Source organism: Crossiella cryophila (genome assembly GCF_014204915.1).
GTDB lineage: Bacteria > Actinomycetota > Actinomycetes > Mycobacteriales > Pseudonocardiaceae > Crossiella > Crossiella cryophila.
Genome location: NZ_JACHMH010000001.1, coordinates 315316 through 337352 on the forward strand (window position 1 = coordinate 315316; position 22037 = coordinate 337352).

The 22037-nt window shown below is 71.4% G+C and carries 17 protein-coding genes, 1 tRNA gene and 1 riboswitch; of the genes, 9 read left to right on the forward strand and 9 right to left on the reverse strand.

What is annotated here, in order from left to right:
• The first annotated feature begins 227 nt into the window (after nt 1-227).
• From HNR67_RS01470 to pth, 7 genes are all read left to right on the forward strand, one after another.
• Nucleotides 228-1424 (forward strand): alpha/beta hydrolase family protein, encoded by a 1197-nt coding sequence (locus HNR67_RS01470; protein ID WP_312986187.1) that lies wholly within the window; start codon nt 228-230, stop codon nt 1422-1424.
• Nucleotides 1425-1551: 127 nt separating this feature from the next.
• Nucleotides 1552-1622, forward strand: a tRNA-Gln gene (locus HNR67_RS01475).
• A 153-nt stretch (nt 1623-1775) separates the two neighbouring features.
• A complete protein-coding gene (locus HNR67_RS01480) occupies nt 1776-3422 on the forward strand; it encodes a GGDEF domain-containing protein (RefSeq protein ID WP_312986188.1) in 1647 nt (548 codons plus the stop codon).
• A 79-nt stretch (nt 3423-3501) separates the two neighbouring features.
• Nucleotides 3502-4989 (forward strand): bifunctional UDP-N-acetylglucosamine diphosphorylase/glucosamine-1-phosphate N-acetyltransferase GlmU, encoded by a 1488-nt coding sequence (gene glmU, locus HNR67_RS01485; RefSeq protein WP_185000202.1) that lies wholly within the window; start codon nt 3502-3504, stop codon nt 4987-4989.
• A 16-nt stretch (nt 4990-5005) separates the two neighbouring features.
• Entirely contained in the window at nt 5006-5977 is a 972-nt protein-coding gene (locus tag HNR67_RS01490; RefSeq protein WP_185009953.1) for a ribose-phosphate diphosphokinase, read from the forward strand.
• Nucleotides 5978-6281: 304 nt separating this feature from the next.
• Nucleotides 6282-6887 (forward strand): 50S ribosomal protein L25/general stress protein Ctc, encoded by a 606-nt coding sequence (locus tag HNR67_RS01495; RefSeq protein WP_185000203.1) that lies wholly within the window; start codon nt 6282-6284, stop codon nt 6885-6887.
• 101 nt (nt 6888-6988) lie between these two features.
• A complete protein-coding gene (pth, locus tag HNR67_RS01500; protein WP_312986189.1) occupies nt 6989-7567 on the forward strand; it encodes an aminoacyl-tRNA hydrolase in 579 nt (192 codons plus the stop codon).
• A gap of 7 nt (nt 7568-7574) precedes the next feature.
• On the opposite strand, the gene HNR67_RS01505 is transcribed toward pth, so the two are convergent.
• On the reverse strand, nt 7575-9158 hold the full coding sequence (locus tag HNR67_RS01505; protein ID WP_185000204.1) for a fatty acyl-AMP ligase: 1584 nt from the start codon (nt 9156-9158) through the stop codon (nt 7575-7577).
• A gap of 33 nt (nt 9159-9191) precedes the next feature.
• Between HNR67_RS01505 and HNR67_RS01510 the strand changes: the two genes are divergently transcribed.
• Entirely contained in the window at nt 9192-9608 is a 417-nt protein-coding gene (locus HNR67_RS01510; RefSeq protein ID WP_185000205.1) for a histidine phosphatase family protein, read from the forward strand.
• Here the strand turns inward: HNR67_RS01510 and HNR67_RS01515 are convergent.
• Complete coding sequence (locus tag HNR67_RS01515; protein ID WP_185000206.1) at nt 9574-12483, reverse strand: BTAD domain-containing putative transcriptional regulator; 2910 nt, start codon at nt 12481-12483, stop codon at nt 9574-9576. The two genes, HNR67_RS01510 and HNR67_RS01515, sit on opposite strands and share 35 nt — an antisense overlap.
• A 65-nt stretch (nt 12484-12548) precedes the next feature.
• On the opposite strand from HNR67_RS01515, the gene HNR67_RS01520 reads away from it, so the two are divergent.
• Nucleotides 12549-13559 carry an NADP-dependent oxidoreductase gene (locus HNR67_RS01520; RefSeq protein WP_185000207.1) on the forward strand — a complete coding sequence of 337 codons (1011 nt, stop codon included), beginning with the start codon at nt 12549-12551 and terminating at the stop codon, nt 13557-13559.
• Nucleotides 13560-13567: 8 nt separating this feature from the next.
• On the opposite strand, the gene HNR67_RS01525 is transcribed toward HNR67_RS01520, so the two are convergent.
• The 7 genes from HNR67_RS01525 to HNR67_RS01555 all read right to left on the reverse strand — a co-directional run bounded on the left by HNR67_RS01525 (nt 13568) and on the right by HNR67_RS01555 (nt 21838).
• Nucleotides 13568-15361: an ABC-F family ATP-binding cassette domain-containing protein gene (locus HNR67_RS01525; RefSeq protein ID WP_185000208.1), complete on the reverse strand. Its 1794-nt coding sequence runs from the start codon at nt 15359-15361 to the stop codon at nt 13568-13570.
• Between the two features lie 52 nt (nt 15362-15413).
• On the reverse strand, nt 15414-16379 hold the full coding sequence (locus HNR67_RS01530; protein WP_185000209.1) for a 4-(cytidine 5'-diphospho)-2-C-methyl-D-erythritol kinase: 966 nt from the start codon (nt 16377-16379) through the stop codon (nt 15414-15416).
• A 130-nt stretch (nt 16380-16509) separates the two neighbouring features.
• The gene (locus HNR67_RS01535; RefSeq protein ID WP_185000210.1) at nt 16510-17322 is read right to left on the reverse strand and encodes a MetQ/NlpA family ABC transporter substrate-binding protein; all 813 of its coding nucleotides are present in this window, start codon (nt 17320-17322) and stop codon (nt 16510-16512) included.
• A gap of 14 nt (nt 17323-17336) precedes the next feature.
• Nucleotides 17337-18020 (reverse strand): methionine ABC transporter permease, encoded by a 684-nt coding sequence (locus HNR67_RS01540; RefSeq protein WP_312986190.1) that lies wholly within the window; start codon nt 18018-18020, stop codon nt 17337-17339.
• Nucleotides 18017-19039, reverse strand: a complete 1023-nt coding sequence (locus HNR67_RS01545; protein ID WP_185000211.1) for a methionine ABC transporter ATP-binding protein — start codon at nt 19037-19039, stop codon at nt 18017-18019. Before HNR67_RS01545 ends, HNR67_RS01540 begins: the two co-directional genes overlap by 4 nt.
• A 213-nt stretch (nt 19040-19252) precedes the next feature.
• Nucleotides 19253-19344: riboswitch (SAM riboswitch) on the reverse strand.
• A 144-nt stretch (nt 19345-19488) separates the two neighbouring features.
• Nucleotides 19489-20379: a 16S rRNA (adenine(1518)-N(6)/adenine(1519)-N(6))-dimethyltransferase RsmA gene (rsmA, locus tag HNR67_RS01550; RefSeq protein WP_312986191.1), complete on the reverse strand. Its 891-nt coding sequence runs from the start codon at nt 20377-20379 to the stop codon at nt 19489-19491.
• Nucleotides 20380-20389: 10 nt separating this feature from the next.
• Nucleotides 20390-21838, reverse strand: a complete 1449-nt coding sequence (locus tag HNR67_RS01555) for a transglycosylase family protein (protein ID WP_312986192.1) — start codon at nt 21836-21838, stop codon at nt 20390-20392.
• Nucleotides 21839-22037: the final 199 nt, after the last annotated feature.

The window sequence follows — 22037 nt, forward strand, 5'->3', positions numbered from 1 at the left end:
GATAGCTACCTCAGCGATGTGGGGGAAGGTCGAGGCTGGTCTCGGTCCAACTTACGGCACCGTAACTTACGCAAGCGTAAGTAAGGTCAGCCCAACTAGCCAGACCCCGTGGCACAGGTCTCGGTGTTTCGGCTTCCCCGGGCGTGTCGGTTCACACCGAACTGAACCGAACCGGCCTGACGACCACCTGGACGGCGGGTGCTGGACATGATCAGGACAATGCGCTGGTGGAGAACACCTCGGTCCGGATCGACCCGCCAGCCGCACCCGCCCGGCCCCGCCGCCGCACCGGACGGCGGATCGTCGCCGCGGTGGTGGCCGTCCTGGTGGTGCTGACCCTCGGCGCCGGCGGCATCGGCTGGTACTACAGCGGGGAACTGCTCGTCCCCTACACGGGTGAACCTCAGTTCCGGGACCTGGTGGTGGCCACCAGCACCAGCACGGTGACCCTGGAGGACACCGAGAACGCCCGCCAGCCGGGCACGTTCACCCTGGTCTGGCCGGGTGGCGCGACCAGGGTCGGGGACGTGGTGCGCCGTTCCGGCGAGCAGGTCGAGCGGAAGCTGATCGGCACCGGCACGGTGACCGCCGGGACCAAGGTGCGCTTCGACAACGACGTGTTCGACGGCGATCCGAAGCAGGCGCACGGGCTGGACTTCACCGAGGTGCCGATCGCCTCTGAGCTGGGCCCGATGCCCGCCTGGCTGGTGCGGCCGGACAGCGCCGGGGACACCGGGGTGTGGGCGGTGCAGGTGCACGGCAGGGGCGCCAGCCGGGACGAGACGCTGCGGGTGATCCCGACGATCCGGAAACTCGGATTGACAAACCTTTCGATTACTTACCGCAATGACAAAGGTGCGCCAATTTCACCCGATGGGCTGTATCACCTGGGTGACACGGAATGGCGGGACGCGGAAGCCGCGGTGCGGTTCGCGGTACAGAGCGGCGCCCGCCGGGTGGTGCTGTTCGGTTACTCGATGGGCGGGGCGATCATCGGCCAGTTCCTGGCCCGCTCCGAACTGGCCGGGCAGGTGGCCGCGGTCGTCCTGGACGCACCCGTGCTGAGCTGGCAGAAGACCCTCGACTGGCAGGCGGGCGAGCGCGGCCTGCCGAAGTTCCTGACCCCCATCGCGACCACCGTCTCCAGCTGGCGCTCCGGCATCGACTTCGACCGCATGGAGCTGATCGAGCACCCGCCTGCCCGCAAGCCGCCCACCCTGCTCATCCACGGTTCGGCCGACGGCACGGTGCCGGTGCAGGCCAGCAGGGACCTGGCCGAGCAGTCCCGCAGGCTGGCCTGGCCGGTGGAGTACGTGGAGATCCCCGGCGCCGACCACGTGGCCGCGTGGAACCTGTATCCGGCCGCCTACGAGCAGCTGATCAGCAACTACCTCACCCGGATGCTGCTGCTGAGCCCGTCCTGACCGGCAGGAGAAGACCGGCCGGAAGTCGCCAACGCGACGTTCCGGAGTGCCAAACCCAGCCGGATGTCACTGCCCGGTGCCCGGATATGTAACGATGTCCGGGCGGACGCGCAGCCGGTGTCCGTGATCCGCCGTGGTGTAACGGCAGCACCTCGGATTTTGGTTCCGATGGTCCAGGTTCGAATCCTGGCGGCGGAGCGGTGCGGACTCGGGGAGGGTCCAACCCGAACGGTGGACAACCGGCGGCTATGCGACACGTCAGTAAGGGGGTGTGCGCCACTGTCCTCGGAAACGGTCGACAGGCGGGACGGCCCCTTGCCCACGCGGTCTGAACTATCCGAAGCGTGGTTGGTGGGGCGTGCCCGCGAACTGGCCGCGGTGGCGCAGAACAGCGAGCTGGGCATCCAGCTCAACGCCGCCGAGGAGACCGACGAGCTGCTCACCGAGGCGCAGCGGCGCGGCGAACCCTGGATGGTCGGCGAGATCCTGCGCTGTGCCGCGGTGGTCCGCCTGGTCACCCCCAGCATCGCCGATGACGCGGAACCACTGCTCGAGGAGATGATCGCGCACACCCGCAGGCACGGTCTGCTGGTGCTGGAGGCCGACGCGCACGCGCTCTCCGGCCGCCGCGCGCTGATGGCCGACCGCGAGGACGCGGCGCTGTCCTCCATCGCCAAGGCACTGGCCATGCTCGACGACGACCCCGCCCCTGACGCGCTGCTGCCGCGCCGCGCCTGGGACCGGCTGCTGGTCTCCGCGCTGGTCGACATCGGCCTGGTGCTCACCCAGCTCGGCGTCTACGACATGGCCGACCGGGAACTGGCCAAGGCCAACCAGCACATCCGGCACTCCGGCGGCCCGCACGACATCGCGGTGCACCTGATCAACCGGGTCCGGCTGCAGCTGGGCTGGGGCCTGCGGCTGGAACGGGTGGACCGGGACGAGGCGGCGCTGGACCGCTTCGCCACCGCCTCGGCCATAGCGGTCGCCGTGGAGGGCCCGTGGCGGGAGTCGTTGTTCCCGCGCCGCACCGATCTGCCCGCGGCCGCCCAGGTGCCGGTGCTCGGCGCCGCGCACGCGCTGGCCCGGCCGGGGATGGAACACGTGGAGGGGCTCAAGGACCTGCTCGACCAGGCCATGTACCCACCCGAGATGATCATGACCTCGATCGCGCTGGCCCGCTGCCTCGCCGAGGGCGACCGGCACGAGGAGGCGCTGTCCGCGCTGACCAAGGTGCGCATGCAGCTGGAGCACGACAGCTCCGAACCCTCGCTGCGGCTGTGCCTGGTGCGCGAGTTCGCCCGGTTGTCCGGGCCGGACAGCCGGGCCACCAACACCGCGCTCTCGGAGTACGCCAACGAGCTGGAGAACGAGCTGTGGGGCCTGGCCCGCACCCGTGAGTCCACCCTGCGCACCCGGCTGGACCACGAGCGGCTGACCCGCAAGCACGGCGCCATGGCCCAGCAGGCGCTGCAGGACCCGCTGACCGGCCTGCCGAACCGGCGTGCGCTGGACGAGCGGATGGACACCCTGTTCAACGCCCCCGGCGCCTACCCGCTGTCGGTGGCGCTGATCGACCTGGACGGGTTCAAGGGCGTCAACGACCGGCACTCGCACGCCGAGGGCGACGACGTGCTGCGCGCGGTGGCCAGCACCATCAGGGACGCGCTGCGCGGCGACGACCTGGTGGCCCGCTACGGCGGCGACGAGTTCGTGGTGCTGCTGCCCGGCGCGCCGATCTCGGCCGCCGACGCCGCGCTCAACCGCGCGGTGGACGCGGTCGATCGGCTGCCCGTGCACCTGTCCCGCGGGGTCACCCTCTCCATCGGCGTCGTCGCCGTGTTCCCGCAGGAAAGCCCAGGCCAGGCACTGTCCAGAGCGGACTCGGCGATGTACTGCGCCAAGCGCGAGGGCGGCAACCGGGTCTACGGCGGCCCGGCCGGGGCAGGTCTGGAGAGCTTGAGCGGCCCCGGACTGCTCCCGCCACTGGCCCCGTAGGATCGGCGGGCGCGGCCCCCGTCGCGGGGTGGTCCGCGCTCGGACTTTCCACCAGACGGCAGGCAGGGAGAGCAACCCCATGCTCCAGGGCGACGTCGGCCCCATCACCGCGATCGTGCTCGCCGCGGGCGAAGGCACTCGCATGCGCTCGGCCACTCCGAAGGTGCTGCACCGGCTGGCCGGCCGCACCCTCGTCGAACACGCGGTGCGTGCCGCGGCCGAGCTGGGCCCCGATCACCTCGCGGTGGTCGTCGGGCACGGCAGGGAGGCGGTGCGGGACCACCTCGACACCGTTGGCAAGGCCCTGGACCGGGAGATCCGGATCGCCGTGCAGGACCAGCAGAACGGCACCGGGCACGCGGTCAGCTGCGCGCTGGACACGCTGCCAGCCGAGCTGGCCGGGGTGGTCGTGGTGACCTACGGCGATGTGCCGCTGCTGGACGCGGAGACCCTGCGCGGCCTGCTCGCCGAGCACTCGCACGCGGGCAACGCGGTCACCGTGCTCACCGCGAAGGTGGACAACCCGACCGGCTACGGCCGGATCGTGCGCGATGCCACCGGCGTGGTCACCGCGATCGTGGAGCAGAAGGACGCCGACGAGGCGCAGCGGGCCATCCAGGAGATCAACTCCGGCGTGTACGCCTTTGACGCGGCCGTGCTGCGGGGTGCGATCGGCAGGCTGTCCACCGACAACGCCCAGGGCGAGCTGTACCTCACCGATGTGCTCTCCATCGCCCGCGGCGACGGGCTGCGGGTGGGCGCGCTGGTCAGCGCGGACGCCTGGCTGGTGGAGGGGGTCAACGACCGGGTGCAGCTGGCCCGGCTGGGCGCGGAGCTGAACCGGCGGCTGCTGGAGCGCTGGATGCGCGAGGGCGTCACGGTGATCGACCCGGCCTCGGTCTGGCTGGACGCGGATGTTGAGCTGGCCAGGGACGTGCTGCTGCACCCCGGTGTGCAACTGCGCGCGGGCGTGCGGGTGGGCGAGGGCGCGGAGATCGGCCCGGACACCACGCTGGCCGAGTCCGAGGTGGGCGCGGGCGCCAAGGTGATCCGCACGCACGGCACCGGCGCGGTGATCGGCGAGAACGCCAGCGTTGGCCCGTTCGCCTACCTGCGGCCGGGCACCCGGCTGGGGGTCAAGGGCAAGATCGGCACCTTCGTGGAGACCAAGAACGCCAGCATCGGCGAGGGGTCCAAGGTGCCGCATCTCACGTACGTGGGCGACGCCACGATCGGCGAGTTCTCCAACATCGGCGCCTCTTCAGTTTTCGTGAACTACGACGGCGTCAGCAAGCACCACACGACCATCGGCGCGCACTGCCGGACCGGCTCGGACAACACGTTCATCGCGCCTGTGACCATTGGCGATGGGGTCTACACGGCGGCCGGATCGGTGATCACCAACGACGTGCCGCCGGGGTCCATGGCGGTGGCAAGGGCCAAGCAGCGGAACATCCCCGGTTGGGTGGAACGCAAGCGTCCCGGCACCGCCGCCGCGGATGCTGCCGCGCGAGCACTCGCTGTCACCAGCGATGATGGGGGCAAACACCAGCCAAACGGGGAGTGAAATGACCGTGAGCGCGATGTCGGCGACCCCCAAGAAGAGCTTGATGCTCTTCTCCGGGCGCAGCCACCCCGAGCTGGCCGACGAGGTGGCCAAGCACCTGGACGTGACGGTGACCCCGCAGTCGGCGTACGAGTTCGCCAACGGGGAGATCTTCGTCCGGTTCGAGGAGTCGGTGCGCGGGTGCGACGCGTTCGTCATCCAGAGCCACTGCGAACCGATCAACACCTGGGTGATGGAACAGCTGATCATGGTGGACGCGCTCAAGCGCGCCAGTGCCAAGCGGATCACCGTGATCATGCCCTTCTACCCGTACGCGCGGCAGGACAAGAAGCACCGCGGCCGGGAGCCGATCTCGGCCCGGCTGATCGCCGACCTGTTCAAGGTGGCCGGGGCCGACCGGATCATGACCGTGGATCTGCACACCGCGCAGATCCAGGGCTTCTTCGACGGTCCGGTCGACCACCTGCTGGCGATGCGGCTGCTGGCCGACTACGTGGGCGAGAAGTACGCGGGACGGGACATCACGGTCGTCTCCCCCGACTCGGGCCGCACCAAGCTCGCGGAGAAGTGGGCGGACACCCTCGGCGGCTGTCCGATCGCCTTCATCCACAAGACGCGGGACCCGCTCAAGCCGAACGAGGTGGTCGCCAACCGGGTGGTCGGCGATGTCCGAGGGCGGCTGTGCGTGGTGATCGACGACATGGTCGACACCGGCGGCACCATCGCCAAGGCGGCCGACCAGTTGCGGGCCGAGGGCGCGGCGGACGTGATCATCGCGGCCACCCACGGCATCCTCAGCAACGACGCCCCCAAGAAGCTGGCCGCCTCCGGGGCCAGCGAGGCCATCTTCACCAACACGCTGCCCATCCCCGAGGAGAAGCAGTTCCCCGGCCTGAAGGTGCTCTCCATCGCTCCGCTGCTGGCCAAGGCCATTCACGCGGTGTTCGAGGACGGCTCGGTGACCAGCCTGTTCGACGGTCACGCCTGATCTTGCGGTAGCAGTTCCGTCACGCGCCGGGCCCCCCGCTCCAGGGGTGCCCGGCGCGTGTTTCGTAAGGGCCCCAAGGCGTAAAACCCGGATGGCGGTACCCCCGATTGGGACCGGGAGCCCGTACAGGCATACACTGGTTGGGTTGCCTCGGCGAGGGTGTTCTTCTCGCGGCTCCGTGATCGACGCGGCGGCGTTCATTCGCCGCGTGTTGTCATTTTCCGCCGCGCTGGGTACGCCGCCGCAGGTCACCACACACGACTGAGTTTTATTCTGCCCGACGTCATGCAAGGAGAGCATCGCCGTGTCCGAGGTCCGTCTCGCAGCCGAGCCGCGCACCGAGTTCGGCAAGGGCGCCGCTCGCCGTACCCGCCGCGCTGGAAAAATTCCCGCGGTGCTCTACGGCCACGGCTCCGACCCGAAGCATGTAGCCCTGCCCGCTCTGGAGTTCGCCCGCGTCGTGCGTGAGCACGGCACCAACGCGGTGCTGACCCTGGACCTGGGCGGCGCCGCCAACGAGCTGGCGCTCACCAAGACCGTCACCACCCACCCCCTGAAGAACTACATCGAGCACGTCGACCTGCTGCTGGTCAAGCGGGGCGAGAAGGTCACCGTCGAGGTGCTGCTGGTCATCACCGGCGACGCCGTGCCGGGCGCCCTGATCACCCAGGAGATCTCCCAGCTCCAGGTCGAGGCCGACGCGCTGAACATCCCGGACCAGGTCGAGGTCTCGATCGCGGGCGTCCAGCCGGGCACCCAGATCCACGCCTCCGACGTGATCCTGCCGGAGGGCACCACCCTGGCGATCGACCCGGAGGCCCTCGTGGTCAACGTGGTCGCCGCGCCGACCGCCGAGCAGATGGAGGGTGGCGCCGAGGAATCGGCCGCCGCCGAGTCCACCGAGAGCTGAGCCCTCGACGTCGGGCATCATGCTTGAACGGCGCGCTGCCCCAGCCCGGGGTGGCGCGCCGTTGGCATCTTCGCGCCGCTGGTTTCTTCAGGAGGGGTTCCGTGTCCGAGGACGAGCTGCTGCTGGTGGTCGGCCTGGGTAATCCCGGCCCGCAGTACGAGGGCAACCGGCACAACATCGGTTTCCTGGTGCTGGACGAGCTGGCCGCACGGATCGGCGGGAAGTTCAAGGCGCACAAGGGCGGCGCGGCCGTGTCCGAGGGCAGGCTGGGCGGTCGCCGGGTGGTGCTGGCCAAGCCCCGCCAGTACATGAACGTCTCCGGCGGCGCGGTCGCCGGCACCGCGCGCTTCTACAAGATCGACCCGGCCCGGATCGTGGTCGTGCACGACGAGCTGGACCTGCCCTACGGCAGCATCCGGCTCAAGCTCGGCGGCGGCGAGAACGGGCACAACGGCCTGCGCTCGATCTCCAAGTCACTGGCCACCAAGGACTACCTGCGGGCGCGCTTCGGCATCGGCCGCCCGCCCGGCCGCCAGGACCCGGCCGACTTCGTGCTCAAGGACTTCTCCAGTGTGGAGCGCAAGGAACTGGCGCTGCTGATCGACCAGTGCGCCGACGCGGTCGAGGCACTGGCCGCCGACGGCCTGGAGGCCGCGCAGAACCGCTTCCACGCCCTGTGATCGCCCGCTAGAGCCACTCCCCCAGCCGCTCCCGCACCTCGGTCCGGCGCAGCTTGCCGGAGGGGGTCTTGGGCAGCTCGCCTGGCGGCAGCACGACCACCGCGTTGGGTCGCACGCCGAGTGCGTGCACGACCTCGGCGGCCACGTTCTTGCGGATCAGCCGTACCGCCTCGGCCTCGCCCGCGCGGCGGGATTCGACCACCACGGCCAGCCGTTCCCGCCCGTTGCCGTCCCAGCGCACCGCGACCGCGTTGCCCGGCCGCACGTCCGGGGCGGCGCAGGCGGCGCGTTCCACGTCGGTGGGGTAGATGTTGCGGCCGCCCAGGATGATCACGTCCTTGCGCCTGCCGCAGACCACCACCTGACCGCCGGCCAGGTAGCCCTCGTCGCCGGTGGAGAGCCAGCCCTGCTCGTCCTGGGTGGCCAGCGGCCCGTCCACGGTGAGGTAGCCCGCGGTGACCGCGGCGCCGCGCACCTGGAGTTCGCCGATCTCGTGCTCGGGCAACACCTCTCCGGCCGCGCCGATCGCGCGTACCTCAAGGCCGGGCAGTGGCGGGCCGAGCAGCGGGAAGCCGCGCACCTCGTCCAGGACCAGCCCGGTGCGCAGTGGCGCGAACGAGACCGCCAGGGTGGCCTCGGCCATGCCGTAGGCGCACAGCACGCACTCGGCTGGCATGCCGAAGCGCGCGCCCTGTTCGGTGAAGCCACGGGTCACGGCCGGGTCGATGGGTTCGGCCCCGCTGAGCGCGATCCGCAGCCGGGACAGGTCGAACCGGCTCTCATCGTCCACTTTGGACAGTTGGCGGGCGAAGACCGCGTAGCCGAAGTTGGGCGCGGCGGTGATGGTGCCGCGGTAGGTGGTGATCAGTTCGGGCCAGCTCAGCGGGGAGCGCAGGAACTCCACCGGGGTGATCTTGACCAGCTCCATGCCCACCGTCATCGGCACGGTGAGGAAGCCGACCATGCCCATGTCGTGGAACAGCGGCAGCCAGGAGACCATCACATCGGTCTCCGGCGCGAGTTCGGCCGCGATGGTCATCGCCTCGATGTTGGCGATCAGGTTGCCGTGGCTGATCACCACCGCCTTGGGTTCGGCGGTGGAGCCGCTGGTGAGCTGGAGCAACGCCGGGTCGTCCTCGTCGGAGTGCACTGGCTCGGCGGGTGCGCCGCCGGTCAGCTCCAGCACCGGCAGCACCCGGATGCCCTTGTCCCGCAACGGCTCGGCCAGCGCGGCGAAGGTCTCGTCCAGCACCACGGTGACCGAGGAGATCATGCGCAGGGTGCGCACGGTGTCCCCGGCCCAGGCCACCAGGTCGGTGCGCGGGGTGGGCTGGTGCAGCATGGTCACGCTGGCCCCGGCCAGCCAGATGCCCTGCACCGCGGGCGCGATCAGGCCCGGGTCGGCGGCCAGCACGCCGACCGAGTCCCGGGGGGAGACCCCGGCGGCGAGCAGGGCGCCGGCGATCCGGCGGGCCTGCAGGTGGACTTCGGACCAGGTGCGGCGGATCGGCTCCTGCGGGGCGCCCGTGGTGATGCCACGTCGCACTGGGTTCCCCGCGGTGGCCACCATCGTCTCAACGAACCGGCTCACAACATCGAAAGTAGCGCGAGTTATCGTCCTCTGGTGGCGTTGAACCGATCTTCCACCGAGACTGCCGAACTGGTGGTCGGCACGGCCAAGAAGGTCATCGCCGATCTGAGCGAGGTCACCGAGGAGGGCATCCCCAGCCTCAAGGTGTACGCGGAGCTGATGGCCGACCACCCTGACCTGGCCCTGTACGAGGTGACCTTCTACCCGGAGCGCTGGGAATCGGTGGTCGGGCGGGACGCTCCCGGCGCCGCGGAGTCGGATCCGGAGTTCGTCGCGCGGGCCGCCGAGGAGTTGCAGCAGCTGGTCCGCGAGCACCGCGGTTTCGCCGCGCCGCGCTGTCCGGGCCACGACCACCCGGTGACGCCGGTGGCCGCCGAGTCAGCCAGGTGGACCTGCCCGGAGGACCCTGCCCACTTCAGCGCGGAGATCGGCGAGTACCACCAGCGCTGAACTCGGCCTCGTACCGCGCACCCAGCTCGGCCCGCAGCCGCCGCTCGATCCGGCTGACGTCCTGGCCTTCGGCCACCGGCAGCGGCGTGCCGGTGGCCGCCCGCAACGCGGTGGCCTCGCCCAGCAGCCTGGCCCCCTCGGCCGGGTCCGCACTCGCTCCGGCCAGGCCCTCCAGGGCCAGCGCGATCGCCCGTGGGTCGGCCAGGCGCTCGGCGATGGCGTGCCCTTCCCGGTGCAGGGCCAGGGCCTGCGCCCGGTCGCCGCGGATCTCGGCCAGGAAGCCCAGCTCGGCCAGTAGCAGCGGCGCGCCGTAGTAGGGCTGGGCCAGGCCGCGGTTCCAGGCCAGTGCCGCGCTCAGCAGCCGCTCGGCGGTGTCCAGCTCGCCCTGGCGGCGGGCGCCGAGGCCGAGGCCGACGGTGGCGAAGGTCTCGGCGAACGGGTTGGCCTGCTCGACGGCGCGGTCGCGGGCCCGCCGGTGCAGGTCGGCGGCGCGCTCGGGCTCGCCGGTGAGCAGGGCGATCCGGCCCAGTCCGGAGAGCCGGTAGGAGACGTCGGTCCACAGCCGCAGGTCCTGGGCGATCCGCAGTCCGGCGGCGTGCAGTTCGGCCGCCGCCGGGTAGTCGCCGGTGACCTCGGCGGCGTAGGCCAGCACGTCCATCGCCTGCAACCGGCCCCAGTCGTCGCCGAGTTCGGTGAACAGCGCCAGGCTGTCCCGCCCGGCCGCCTCGGTGGCCGCCAGCTCACCGCGGAAGCCGGCCAGCTTGGCCCTGGCGACCAGGGTGGCCGCGGTCAGCCAGCGGTCGCCGGGGTGCTCGGTGAGCAGGGCTTCGGCGGCGGCGGTCTGACCGAGGTGCAGGTGTGCCCAGGCCAGGAACCAGGTCGCCAATGGACTGTCCACTGTGGACTTATCAGTACCGGGGTCGTCGGTGAGCAGGGCGAAGGCGGCCCGCCAGGAGCCGGTGGTCGCGGTGTGCGCGTCCCGGTAGCGGCCGCGCAGGAACCAGTGCCAGGCAAGGGCGGTCCCCAGCCGGGTGGCGGTGGGTTCCTCGGCCAGGTCCAGGGCGGCGCGCAGGTTGGCGGACTCGGCGTCCAGGCGGGTCAGCCAGTCCCGCTGGTCCGGTCCGCGCAGCTCGGCCTGTTCGGCCAGTTCGGTGTAGTGGGCGAGGAAGCGTTGCCGGATCTCGGGTTGTTCGCCGTGCTCGGCCAGGCGGGTGCGGGCGTAGGCGGCGATGGATTCCAGCAGCCGGTAGCGCGGCCCCGGCAGGGCGAGCAGCAGCGAGCGGTCGACCAGGCCGGTGAGCGCGTCCAGCACGTCCAGACCGTCCTGCGCGCAGATGGCCTCGGCGGCGGCCAGGGTGGCGCCGTCGGCGTGCACGGACAGCCTGCGCAGCACCAGGCGTTCCGGTTCGGTGAGCAGGTCCCAGCTCCAGTCGATCACCGCCCAGAGCGTGCGCTGCCGGGCCGGGACGCCGCGGGATCCGTTGGCCAGCAGGCGGAACCGGTCGTCCAGCCGCTCGGCCAGCAGTCGCACGCCGAGGGCGCGGACCCGGGTGGCGGCCAGTTCCAGGGCCAGCGGCAGGCCGTCCAGCCTGGCACAGATCGCGCTGACCGCGGCCGGATCGTCCAGCACCCCACCGGAAGCCTCGACCCTGGCGGTGAACAGGCTGATCGCGTCCGGCAGGGCCAGCGGCGGCACCTCGTGCCGGATCTCGCCGGGCAGCCGCAGTGGTTCCCGGCTGGTGGCCAGCACTCGCAGTCCGGGGGCGGCCCGCAGCAGGGCGGCGGTCAGTTCGGCGGCCTGTTCGATCACGTGCTCGCAGTTGTCCAGCAACAGCACCAGGTTCCGGCCGCGCACCGCCTCGGTCAGCCTGCGCGCCGGATCACCGGACTCCTCCCGGATACCCAGCACCGCGGCGACGGTGGCGGCCAGCGATCCGGTGTGCCCGGCGAGTTCGACCAGCCAGACCCCGTCCGGCGCGGCCAGTTCACCGGCGGCGGCCAGCGCGAGACTGGTCTTGCCCACCCCGCCGGGCCCGGTGAGGGTGAGCAGCCGGGTCTCGCCGAGCAGCTCCCGGACCCGTTGCCGCGCCTCGGTTCGGCCGATCAGCCCGGTCAGCGGGGCGGGCAGGTTGCCGCCGCGGCGCACCGGGGTGAGCGCCGGGTCCTGGGTGAGCATCGCCTGGTGCAGCGCGGTCAGCTCGGGCCCTGGGTCCACGCCCAGGTCCTCGGCCAGCCGGTGCCGCAGGTCCTCGTAGGCGGCCAGGGCTTCGTGCTGCCGCCCGGCCAGGTAGAGCGCGCGCAGGTGGGTGGCGCGCAGGCGTTCGCGCAGTGGGTGCTCGCGGGTCAGCGGGCCGAGTTCGTCGGCCAGCCGGGCGTGCTCGCCGAGTTCCAGCCGGGTCCGCGCCAGTTCCTCCAGCGCGGTCAGCCGGTGTTCTTCCAGGCGGGTGCGGGCGGCCATGGTGAACTCCGCGTCGGCGAAGTCGGCGTAGGCGGGCCCGCGCCAGAGAGCGAGCGCGTCGGCCAGCAGCCCCGCCCTGGTTCGCGGGTCGGCGCTCGCGGCGGCCTGGCGGGTCAGCTCGGCGAAGGTGTCCGCGTCGACCTCGGCCGGGTGGAGCCGGTAGCCGGCCGGTTCGTGCGTCACCGCGTCCCGGCCGAGCACCCGGCGAAGCTGGGAGACCTTGGTCTGCAAGGTGTTCGCCGCGTTGGCGGGCGGCCGCTCCCGCCAGAGGTCGGCGATCAGCCGGTCCGCGCTCACCGGCCCGCCGTCGTGGGCCAGCAGGGCAGCCAACAGGGCACGAACCTTCGCCTCGGGCACCCGCACCGGGCTGCCCGCACGGGTCCACACGGCCAGTTGTCCCAGCACCCCGAAACGCATGCGCTCACGCTAACCGTCAGAAAATCATCAGCGGACCGTGCGCGGCCGCTGCCACAGTCCTGACCATGACGACGAAGACCCGCGAGATCCACCTGACCGCCCGCCCGGCCGGCGCGCCCGGCCAGGAGCACTTCACCATCACCGAGGTCGACCTGCCGGACCCCGGCCCCGGCCAGATCCTGGTCCGCAACACCTGGCTGTCGGTGGACCCGTACATGCGCGGCCGGATGAACGCGGGCGAGAGCTACATCGGGGCGTTCCCGGTCGGCGGCCCGCTGCAGGGGCACGCGGTGGGCGAGGTGCTGCACAGCGCGGCGCCGGAGATCCCGGTCGGCGCCACCGTGGTGCACTTCGACGGCTGGCGGGAACACGCCCTGCTGGACGCGGCCTCACCGATGGTCAACGTGATCGACCCCGCCCTGGCCCCACCGCAGGCCCACCTCGGCGTGCTGGGCACCACCGGCCTGAGCGCGTACGCCGCGGTCAAGGAGATCGCCCCGGTCCTGCCCGGCGACGTGGTGTTCGTCTCCGCCGCGGCAGGCGCGGTGGGCAGCGTCGCAGGCCAGGTGGCCCGCAAACTCGGCGCCACCCGGGTGATCGGCTCGGCAGGCGGCCCGGCCAAGGCGGCGAAACTGGTCAGCGACTTCGGCTACGACGCCGCCCTGGACTACCGCGCCGGCGACCTGCCCGGCCAGCTGGCCAAGGCCGCCCCCGACGGCATCGACGTCTACATCGACAACGTCGGCGGCGACCACCTGCAGGCCGCCATCGGCGCCATCCGCCCACACGGCCGGATCGCCATGGTCGGCATGATCAGCGGCTACAACACCCCGGTCCCCGGCCCGGACAACCTGTTCCTGGCCGCCAGCCGCGAAGCCACCCTCCGCGGCATGCTGGTGACCAGCTACTTCCACCTGTTCCCGGAGTGGCTCGGGCAGGCGTCGGGCTGGCTCGCGGACGGCACGCTGCGGACCGCGGAGACGGTGGTCGAGGGGTTCGACAACACCGTGTCGGCGTTCCTGAGCGTGTTCGAGGGGGCGAACACCGGGAAGATGCTGGTGCGGTTGCCGGGGTGAGGTCGGGGCTACTCGGCGTCGTCGGCCGCCAGCAGCCACTGCTCCTCCACGTCCGCCTTCTCCGCCAGCACCGTGCGCAGTTCCGCGTCCAGCTCCAGCAGCCGGGACGGGTCGGTCGCGGCCTCGGCCAGGGCGGCGTGCAGCTGGGTCTCGCGCTTGGACAGCTTCTCGAACTGGCGTTCCAGGCGGGCGAGTTCCTTGCGGGCGGCCCGGGTGTCGGCGGCGCTGGGGCCGGTGGGGGGTGGGGCTGGGGCGGTGGGTTCGACGGGCAGGGTGGCTCGGGCGATCAGGCCCAACTGGCCGCTTTCCTCGCGCCGGCGCAGGTACTCGTCGATGCCGCCGACCAGGTGTGCGATCTTGCCGTCGCCGAAGAGTGCGACGACCTGGTCGCAGACGCGTTCCACCAGGTACCGGTCGTGGCTGACCACCACCAGGGTGCCCGGCCAGGAGTCGAGCAGGTCCTCCAGCTGCTGGAGGGTGTCGATGTCCAGGTCGTTGGTGGGCTCGTCGAGCAGCAGCACGTTGGGTTCGGCCATCAGCAGGCGGGCGAGCTGCAGCCGTCGGCGTTCGCCGCCGGAGAGGTCGCCGACCGGGGTCCACTGGCGCTGGGCCGGGAAGCCGAAGAGTTCGGCCAGCTGGCTGGCTGACAGCTCGCGCTTGCCGAGCGTCACCCGGCGGGCGACCTCCTCCACCGCCTCCAGCACGCGCAGGGTCGGTGGCAGGTCGGTGAGTTCCTGGGACAGGTGGGCCAGCCGGACCGTCTGGCCCTGGATGCGTTTGCCCGCCTCGGGTTCGCGTTCGCCGGCGAGCAGGCGCAGCAGGGTGGTCTTGCCGGAACCGTTGACGCCGACCAGGCCGATCCGGTCGCCGGGGCCGATCCGCCAGGTGACGTCGGTCAGCAGGGCGCGGTCCGGGATGGACAGGTCGACGTTCTCGATCTCCAGCACGGTCTTGCCGAGGCGGCGGCGGGCGAAGCTGACCAGCTCGACGGTGTCCCGCGGCGGCGGCACGTCGGCGATCAGGCTCTCCGCGGCCTCGATCCGGTACCTGGGCTTGGCGGTGCGGGCGGGCGCGCCGCGGCGCAGCCAGGCCAGCTCCTTGCGGGCCAGGTTCTTCCGCTTCTCCTCCAGGGTGTCCGCGACCCTGGCGCGCTCGGCGCGGGCGAAGATCCAGTCCGCGTAACCGCCCTCGTACTGCTCGACCTTGCCGCCCACGACCTCCCAGGTCGTGGTGCACACCGTGTCCAGGAACCAGCGATCGTGGGTGACCACCACCAGCGCGCCGCGCCGGGTGAGCAGGTGCTCGGCCAGCCAGCGCACGCCTTCCACGTCCAGGTGGTTGGTCGGCTCGTCCAGCACGATCAGGTCCAGCTCCTGGACCAGCGCCGCGGCCAGCGCGACCCGGCGGCGCTCGCCACCGGACATCTCATCCAGCGGGCTGTCCAGGCCGAGCGCGGTCACGCCGAGCCCGTCCATCACGTTGCGCGCCTTGGGATCGGCCGCCCACTCGTGTTCGGCGGCGAAGCCGAGCGGGTCGAGCACCAGCGAGCGCACGGTGGCCCCGGCCGGGAGTTCGCTGCGCTGGGTGACCACGGCCATCCGCAGGTCGCGGCTGCGGCTGACCCGGCCCTCATCGGGCGGTTCGACCCCGGCGAGCACCTCCAGCAGCGTGGTCTTGCCGCCGCCGTTGAGGCCGACCACGCCGATGCGATTGCCTTGGGACACGCCGAGTGAGACCGCGTCCAGCAACGGCCGAACGCCGTAGGACTTGGACACGGACTCCAGGTTGACCAGGTTGACCATCAGAAGTTCGCGTTCTCCACTTGAGTTGCCGACCGCGCAGGACCAGCAGGTCCTAGGCGTGCACCTCGGGCGGAGCGGCACGAGGGGCTTCCTCGACGCTCATCACCCTGGCGCCGTGCACCGGCCCCTGTGCCACTCGCACGGTACGGCACACGCCGACCCCGGACAGCTCCGCGGCGACCCGGACCGCGGACTCGCCGTCCTGGCAGAGGAACGCGCAGGTCGGGCCGGAGCCGGAGACGATGCCGGCCAGCGCGCCCGCGTCCACCCCGGCCCGCAGGGTGCGGCGCAGCGCGGGACGCAGCGAGACCGCGGCGGCCTGCAGGTCGTTGCCCAGCAGCAGCGCGAGCTGCCGCGGGTCGCCGGTGGCCAGTGCCTCCACCACGGGTTCGACCGCGCCGACGCGGGGCGGTTCGCCCTCGGCGCGCAGCCGGTCCAGTTCCTTGAACACCGAGGGCGTGGACAGGCCCTCGTGGTCGAGCGCGAGCACCCAGTGGAACTGGTGCCTGGCCAGCACCGGGACCAGCCGGTCGCCCCGGCCGGAGCCGAGCGCGGTGCCGCCGTGCAGGCAGAAGGGCACGTCCGCGCCGAGCGCGGCGGCCACGTCGGCCAGCTCGTCCTTGCCGATCTCCAGCTTCCACAGCGAGGCCAGCCCGACCAGGGTGGCGGCCGCGTCCGCGCTGCCACCGGCCATGCCGCCTGCCACCGGGATGCCCTTGCGGATGTGCACCCGGACCTTGGGGTCCTTGGGATCGCGGCCCACGTACTCGGCCAGCGCCTCCACCGCTTTCCAGGCCAGGTTGGAGAAGTCGGCCGGGACCATCTCCGCGCTGTCGCCGACCACCTCGATCCCCGGCTCGTCGGCGACCGCGACGGTGACCTCGTCGTTCAGGGACAACGCCTGGAAGACGGTCAGCAGGTCGTGGTAGCCGTCCTTGCGCACATCCCCGACGGCAAGATGCACATTGACCTTGGCCGGGGCGCGGACGATGACCGGTGGTGGAACGACTGCCAGCACGCTCCCAGCCTACGTGCTCGATCGACAAAACACGTCCGGCTCCCGCTCCGCGGACGACTTTCTGCCGGTTGGCGAAAGTGTGCCACGGGCGGGAGCCGGACGGTCGCGCTCAGTGCCCAGGTGGAGCCGTTCAGGCGGGGATGACCGCGCCGCCGAACTCCTTCTGGATGTAGTCCCTGGTCTGCTGCGAGGTCAGCAGCTCGGCCAGCGCCTTGATCCGCTTGTCCTCGGCCAGCTCCGGCCGGGTGACCAGGCCGTTGGCGTAGGGGTTGTTCTCCGCCTTCTCCACCGCGAGCGAGCCCTTGATCGGGTCCAGCCCGGCGTCGATGGCGTAGTTGCCGTTGACGATGGAGGCGTCGGTGTCATCCAGGCTGCGGGCCAGCTGGGCAGGCTCCAGCTCGACGAACTTGAGGTTCTTCGGGTTCTCCCCGATGTCCTTGAGCGCCGCGCCGGCCTCGGTGCCCGGCTTGAGCTTGAGCACGCCGTTGGCCTGCAGCAGCTTGAGCGCGCGGGTCTGGTTGGAGGCGTCCTGGGACAGCGCCACCTTGCCGCCGCTGGGCAGGTCGGCGATGTTCTTGACCTTCTTGGAGAACACCGCCAGCGGCTCGATGTGCACCGGGGTGACGAACTTCAGGTCGCCGCCGCGCTCCTTGAGGAACTCGGTGAGGTAGGGCACGTGCTGGAAGTAGTTGGCCTCCAGCTGCTTGTCCACCAGCGAGGTGTTGGGCAGCACGTAGTCCTGGAACTCCACCACCTCGATCTTGAGGTTCTTGCTGGCCGCCAGGTTGTTCTTGACCCAGTTGAGGATCTTGGCGTGCGGTACCGGGCTGACCGCGACCCGCAGGGTGGCCTCCTGGTTGGCGGCGTTGTCGGCGCCGCCGCCGCAGGCGGTCAGGGTGAGGGCGGCGGTGACGACGGTCGCGATGAGGGCGCTCACGCGCATGGAACTGGTCCTATCTAGACGGTGATCTGGCGGCGACGGTCGACCGTGCGCGAAACAAGATCAAAGAGGTATTGCACGAGGAAGGTGAGCGCGGCGAGCGCGGCCACCGAGGTGTAGAGCAGTCGGGAGTCGAAGCGCTGGTACCCGTAGGTGATGGCCAGGTTGCCCAGGCCGCCGCCGCCGACCGCGCCGGCCATCGCGGAGTAGCCGATCAGCGCGACCGCGGTGACCCCGATGGCCGAGATCAACGCCGGACCGGCCTCCTTGACCAGCACACTGCGCACGATCTTGGGCTTGCTCGCGCCGGTGGTCAGGGCGGCCTCGACCACGCCGACCGGCACCTCCCGCAGCGCGGACTGCACCAGCCGGGCCAGGAACGGGATGGCGCCGATGGTCAGCGGCACGGTCGCCGGACCGCTGCCGATGTAGCTGCCCACCAGCGCGCGGGTCAGCGGGATGAGCGCGACCAGCAGGATGATGAACGGCAGCGACCTGGTCAGGTCGACGATGAAGCCCAGCACCCGGTAGACCACCGGTTGCGGTCGTAGTCCGCCGGGCGCGCTGGCGTGCAGCAGCACGCCGAGCGGGACGCCGCCGAGCACCGCGAACAGGGTGCCGAGTCCGACCATCAGGCCGGTCTCGGCCCCCGCCTGGGCGAGCTTGTCGAATACTTCCGCCCAGGGTGTTGCCTGTTTCACGCGGCTGCTCCTCCAGCGAGCACGGTGGGCCGGCGGCGGACGACGGCGCCGCGCTCGGCGATCCAGTCGAAGGCCGAGTCGGCGTTGGCTCCGGTCAACGCGACCCGGAACCGGGCCACGGGGGTGTCGGCGAGACGGGTCATCCCGCCGCCAAGCAGGTTCAGGTCCACCTCGAAGCGGCTGGCCGCCTCGGGCAGCAGCGCGCCGACCGCGGCGAAACCGACCAGCACCACGTCGGCCACCCGGTCGAAGCGGGCGTCGGTGTCCCCGGCGCGCACGATGTCCTCCACGCCCGGCAGCAGCGCGCCGGAGGTGCGCGAACCGGCCTGGGTGACCAGGTCCAGCACCTTGCCGTGCTCCACCACCTGGCCGCGGTCGAGCACCGCGACGTCATCGCAGATCCGGCGCACCACGCCCATGTCGTGCGTGACCACCAGCACGGTCACGCCCAGTTCGGCGCGGGCCCGGTCCAGCACGGTCAGCACCGAGGCGGTGGTGTCCGGGTCCAGCGCGGAGGTGGGCTCGTCGGCCAGCAGCACCGAGGGGTTGGCGGCCAGCGCACGGGCGATGGCCACCCGCTGGCGCTGCCCGCCGGAGAGCTGGTCCGGGTAGTTGCCTGCCTTGTCGGCCAGGCCGACCAGGTCCAGCAGCTCGACCACCCGCTTGCGCCTGGCCTCCACCGGCGCGCCCGCGGCCTCCAGCGGCAGCGCGATGTTGCCGGCCGCGGTGCGCTGGCGCAGCAGCGAGTCGTTCTGCGGCACCACGCCGATCTGGCGGCGGGCGGCGCGCAGCGCGGAGCCGCGCAGGGTCACCAGGTCGGTGCCGTCGACCAGGATGCCGCCCGAGTCGGGCTGTTCCAGCAATGCGATGCACCGGGCGAGCGTGGACTTGCCCGCCCCGCTCTCGCCGACGACGCCGCACACCGTTCCAGCGGGGACCTGGAGCGAGACGCCGTCGAGTGCGACGGTCGTGCCACTGCGGCCCCGGTAGGCCTTGGTCAGGTTCTCAACTGTGATCACGATGTCTCCATGGCAGGGCGGAACCGCGCTCGGCGGCCCGCGCACACCTGTCGCCCGGATGAATCCCGGGCAGAAAGCGGGTAGAGCGTTCTGGTGGAGGAGAGCGCGCCGTCAGACGGGCGGCAGACCGGTCAGGATCGACAACCGGTGACCGTGCGACGGCCGTGATCGACTACGCGTCGGCGCGTAAGTACGTGCATGAGCTTCATGTCTGCTCCATCGCTCCTGGCGGTAGCACCTGCCCAGTGACTGGGCGGTTGCTGCGGCTTCACAGATCCAGGTCTCTCGGCCGCTCGGGATGGATTACTAGGACAGTAGAGCTGAACGGGGCGAAGAAAAGCAAGTGCGTCCGCCCGTTCGGCCGTGGTTCGTTCGCCAGATCACATGCTGTAACGAACAAGCAGGTGTGACGAGCACACCCCCTGGGGTCAACACGGCACCCAGCGTGGTTATTCCCCGAGCTCCGCCTCGGTCTTGGCGATCTTGACGAAGGCGTGGATGTCGAGCTGCTCGCCCCTGGCGGTCGGCTCGATCCCGGCCGCGGCCAGCACCCGGCCCGCCCGGTCGGCCGAGCCCGCCCAGTTCGCCAGCGCGGCCCGCAGGCCCTTGCGGCGCTGGGCGAAGGCGGCCTCGATCACCGCGAACACCGCGGCCTTGTCCGCACCCTCTGGCTCGGCCCTGCGGGTGAAGGCGACCAGCGCGGAGTCCACGTTGGGCACCGGCCAGAACACCGCGCGCGGCACCGCGGAGGCCCGGCGCATCCCGGCGTACCAGGCGGCCTTGACGCTGGGCACACCGTAGATCCGGCTGCCCGGACCGGCGGCCAGCCGGTCGGCGACCTCGGCCTGCACCATGACCAGGCCGGTGCGCAGCGAGGGCAGTTCGGCGAGCAGGTGCAGCACCACCGGCACGGCCACGTTGTAGGGCAGGTTGGCCACCAGCGCGGTCGGCGCCGGCTCGCCGAGGTCGGCGGCCCGCACCCGCATCGCGTCGGCCAGCACCACCCGCAGGTTCGCCGCCAGCTCGGGCGCGCGTTCGGCGGCGGTGGTCGGCAGCAGTCCGGCCAGCACCGGGTCGATCTCCACCGCGACCACCGAGCGGCAGGCGGGCAGCAGCGCCAGGGTCAGCGAGCCGAGTCCCGGCCCGACCTCAAGCACGACGTCCTCGGCGGTGAGCCCGGCCTCCCACACGATGCGGCGCACCGTGTTGGGGTCGTGCACGAAGTTCTGCCCCAGCTTCTTGGTGGGACGCACGTCCAGCTCGGCGGCCAGCCGACGCACATCGGCCGGGCCGAGGAGCGAGACGCCCTGCGGCCCGGCCGGTGCCGGAGTTTCAGTCACGCGCCAGAGACTACTTGGGCAGGCCCAGCTTCGAGGAACAGTGCGGCCAGGCGCCATAGCCGCCGCGGGCGTCGCGCAGCTTGGTGGCCACCGCGATCTGCTGTTCCCTGGACGCCTGGTGCGGCAGGGCGGCGTACTGCGCGCCGCCGTAGGCCCGCCAGGTGCCCGCGTTGAACTGGAGGCCGCCGTAGTAACCGTTGCCGGTGTTGGCCGCCCAGTTGCCGGTGGCCTCACAGCCGGCCAGCTTGTCCCAGACCGCGCCGTCCGGGGGCAGCTTGGTGCCGACCCTGACCTTCTTCGGCTTGGCTTCCTTGACGACCTTGGTGCCCAGCTTCTCCCGGGCGGTCTCCTTGCCGTTCTTCATGGTGACCCGGTAGGTGACCATCTGCTCGCCGGGCGTGCCCGGGTCCTCGACCTTCTGCTCACCGCGCATCATGGTCGGGTCCTCGGTCTTCTCGACCGGGGGCTCGATGGTCTCCTTCTTGTTCACCACCGTCACGCCGGTCCGGCTGACGTGGATCTCCGCGCCGTCACTGATCTTGCCGTCCGCGCCCAGGTTGACCGCGTCGGACGGGCCGAGGCTGAGCTGGAGCTGCTGGAGCAGTTCGGAGACGGTCAGCGCGGTGGTCTTCATCCGCTGCGGCTCGTTGCCGCCGTCGAAGAGCGTGACGTTCTTCGGGGTCTTGATCTCCAGCGCCAGGCCGTCCACCGGGATGGCCGCGGTGCGGTCCTTGGACAGCCAGGCGCCGTCGTGGTTGATGCCGAGCTGGTTGAGCGCGTCGCCGACGGTGCGGGCGCGCACCCAGGACTCGGTGGGCTGGCCGTCCACGGTCATCTTCAGCTGGCGACCGCGCTCGAGCACGATCTTGCCGCCGTCGGCGATGGAGGCCTGCGGGGACGGGCTGAGCGCGTCGTGCGCCTTGGTGGACAGCCCCTGGTCCTCCAGGACCTGGGCGACCGTGCTGGCGTAGGTGCGCACGGTGTGCTGGGTGCCGTCGATGTCGACGGTGACCTGCTTGTCCATCGCGACCGCCGCGGCACCGCCGCCGGTCAGCGTGATCAGCGCGGCGGCCACACCGGCCTTGAGGAAGCGGCGCTTCCAGTCGGTGACGGCCTCCACCAGCACCGGCGGGACCTCGCCGTTGGCGCGGGCCTCGCGGTCCGCGTCGTCCTCCGGCCGCAGATCGCGCAGTGCCGGGAGCATGGTGGTCTCGGCGTTGAGCAGGCCGATGAGTTCGTCGATGTCGACGTCCACGCTGTCCAGCAGCGCGTAGGCGTCCGGACCGAGGACCTGGAGCACGTCATCGGTGGTGACGCTCAGGGACATCGACGGATGGCTGGGGTGGTCCAGGTTGACGCCCCGGAACGCAGGCCGGTCCAGCACGGCCACGTTCTGCGCGGGGTTCTGCTCAAACCAGGAGTCCGAAGAAGAGGTGTCCTCGAACGTTCCAGTACCCACGGCAACACCACGGGGTCTGCCGGTTCCTGTCACGGGGTCGATACCTCCAGGAGGCGGTTTTCATGCAAGGCACGCCACGGCTGGTCGACGAGCCCCGACACACGTCTCCCTGTTTGGTGCGAACCACTCCCGAAACCTGGTGTCCCGGGAACGATCACGGGACAGTAACGAGTCCCGGGGGGTTGCGCAAAGACCCCGT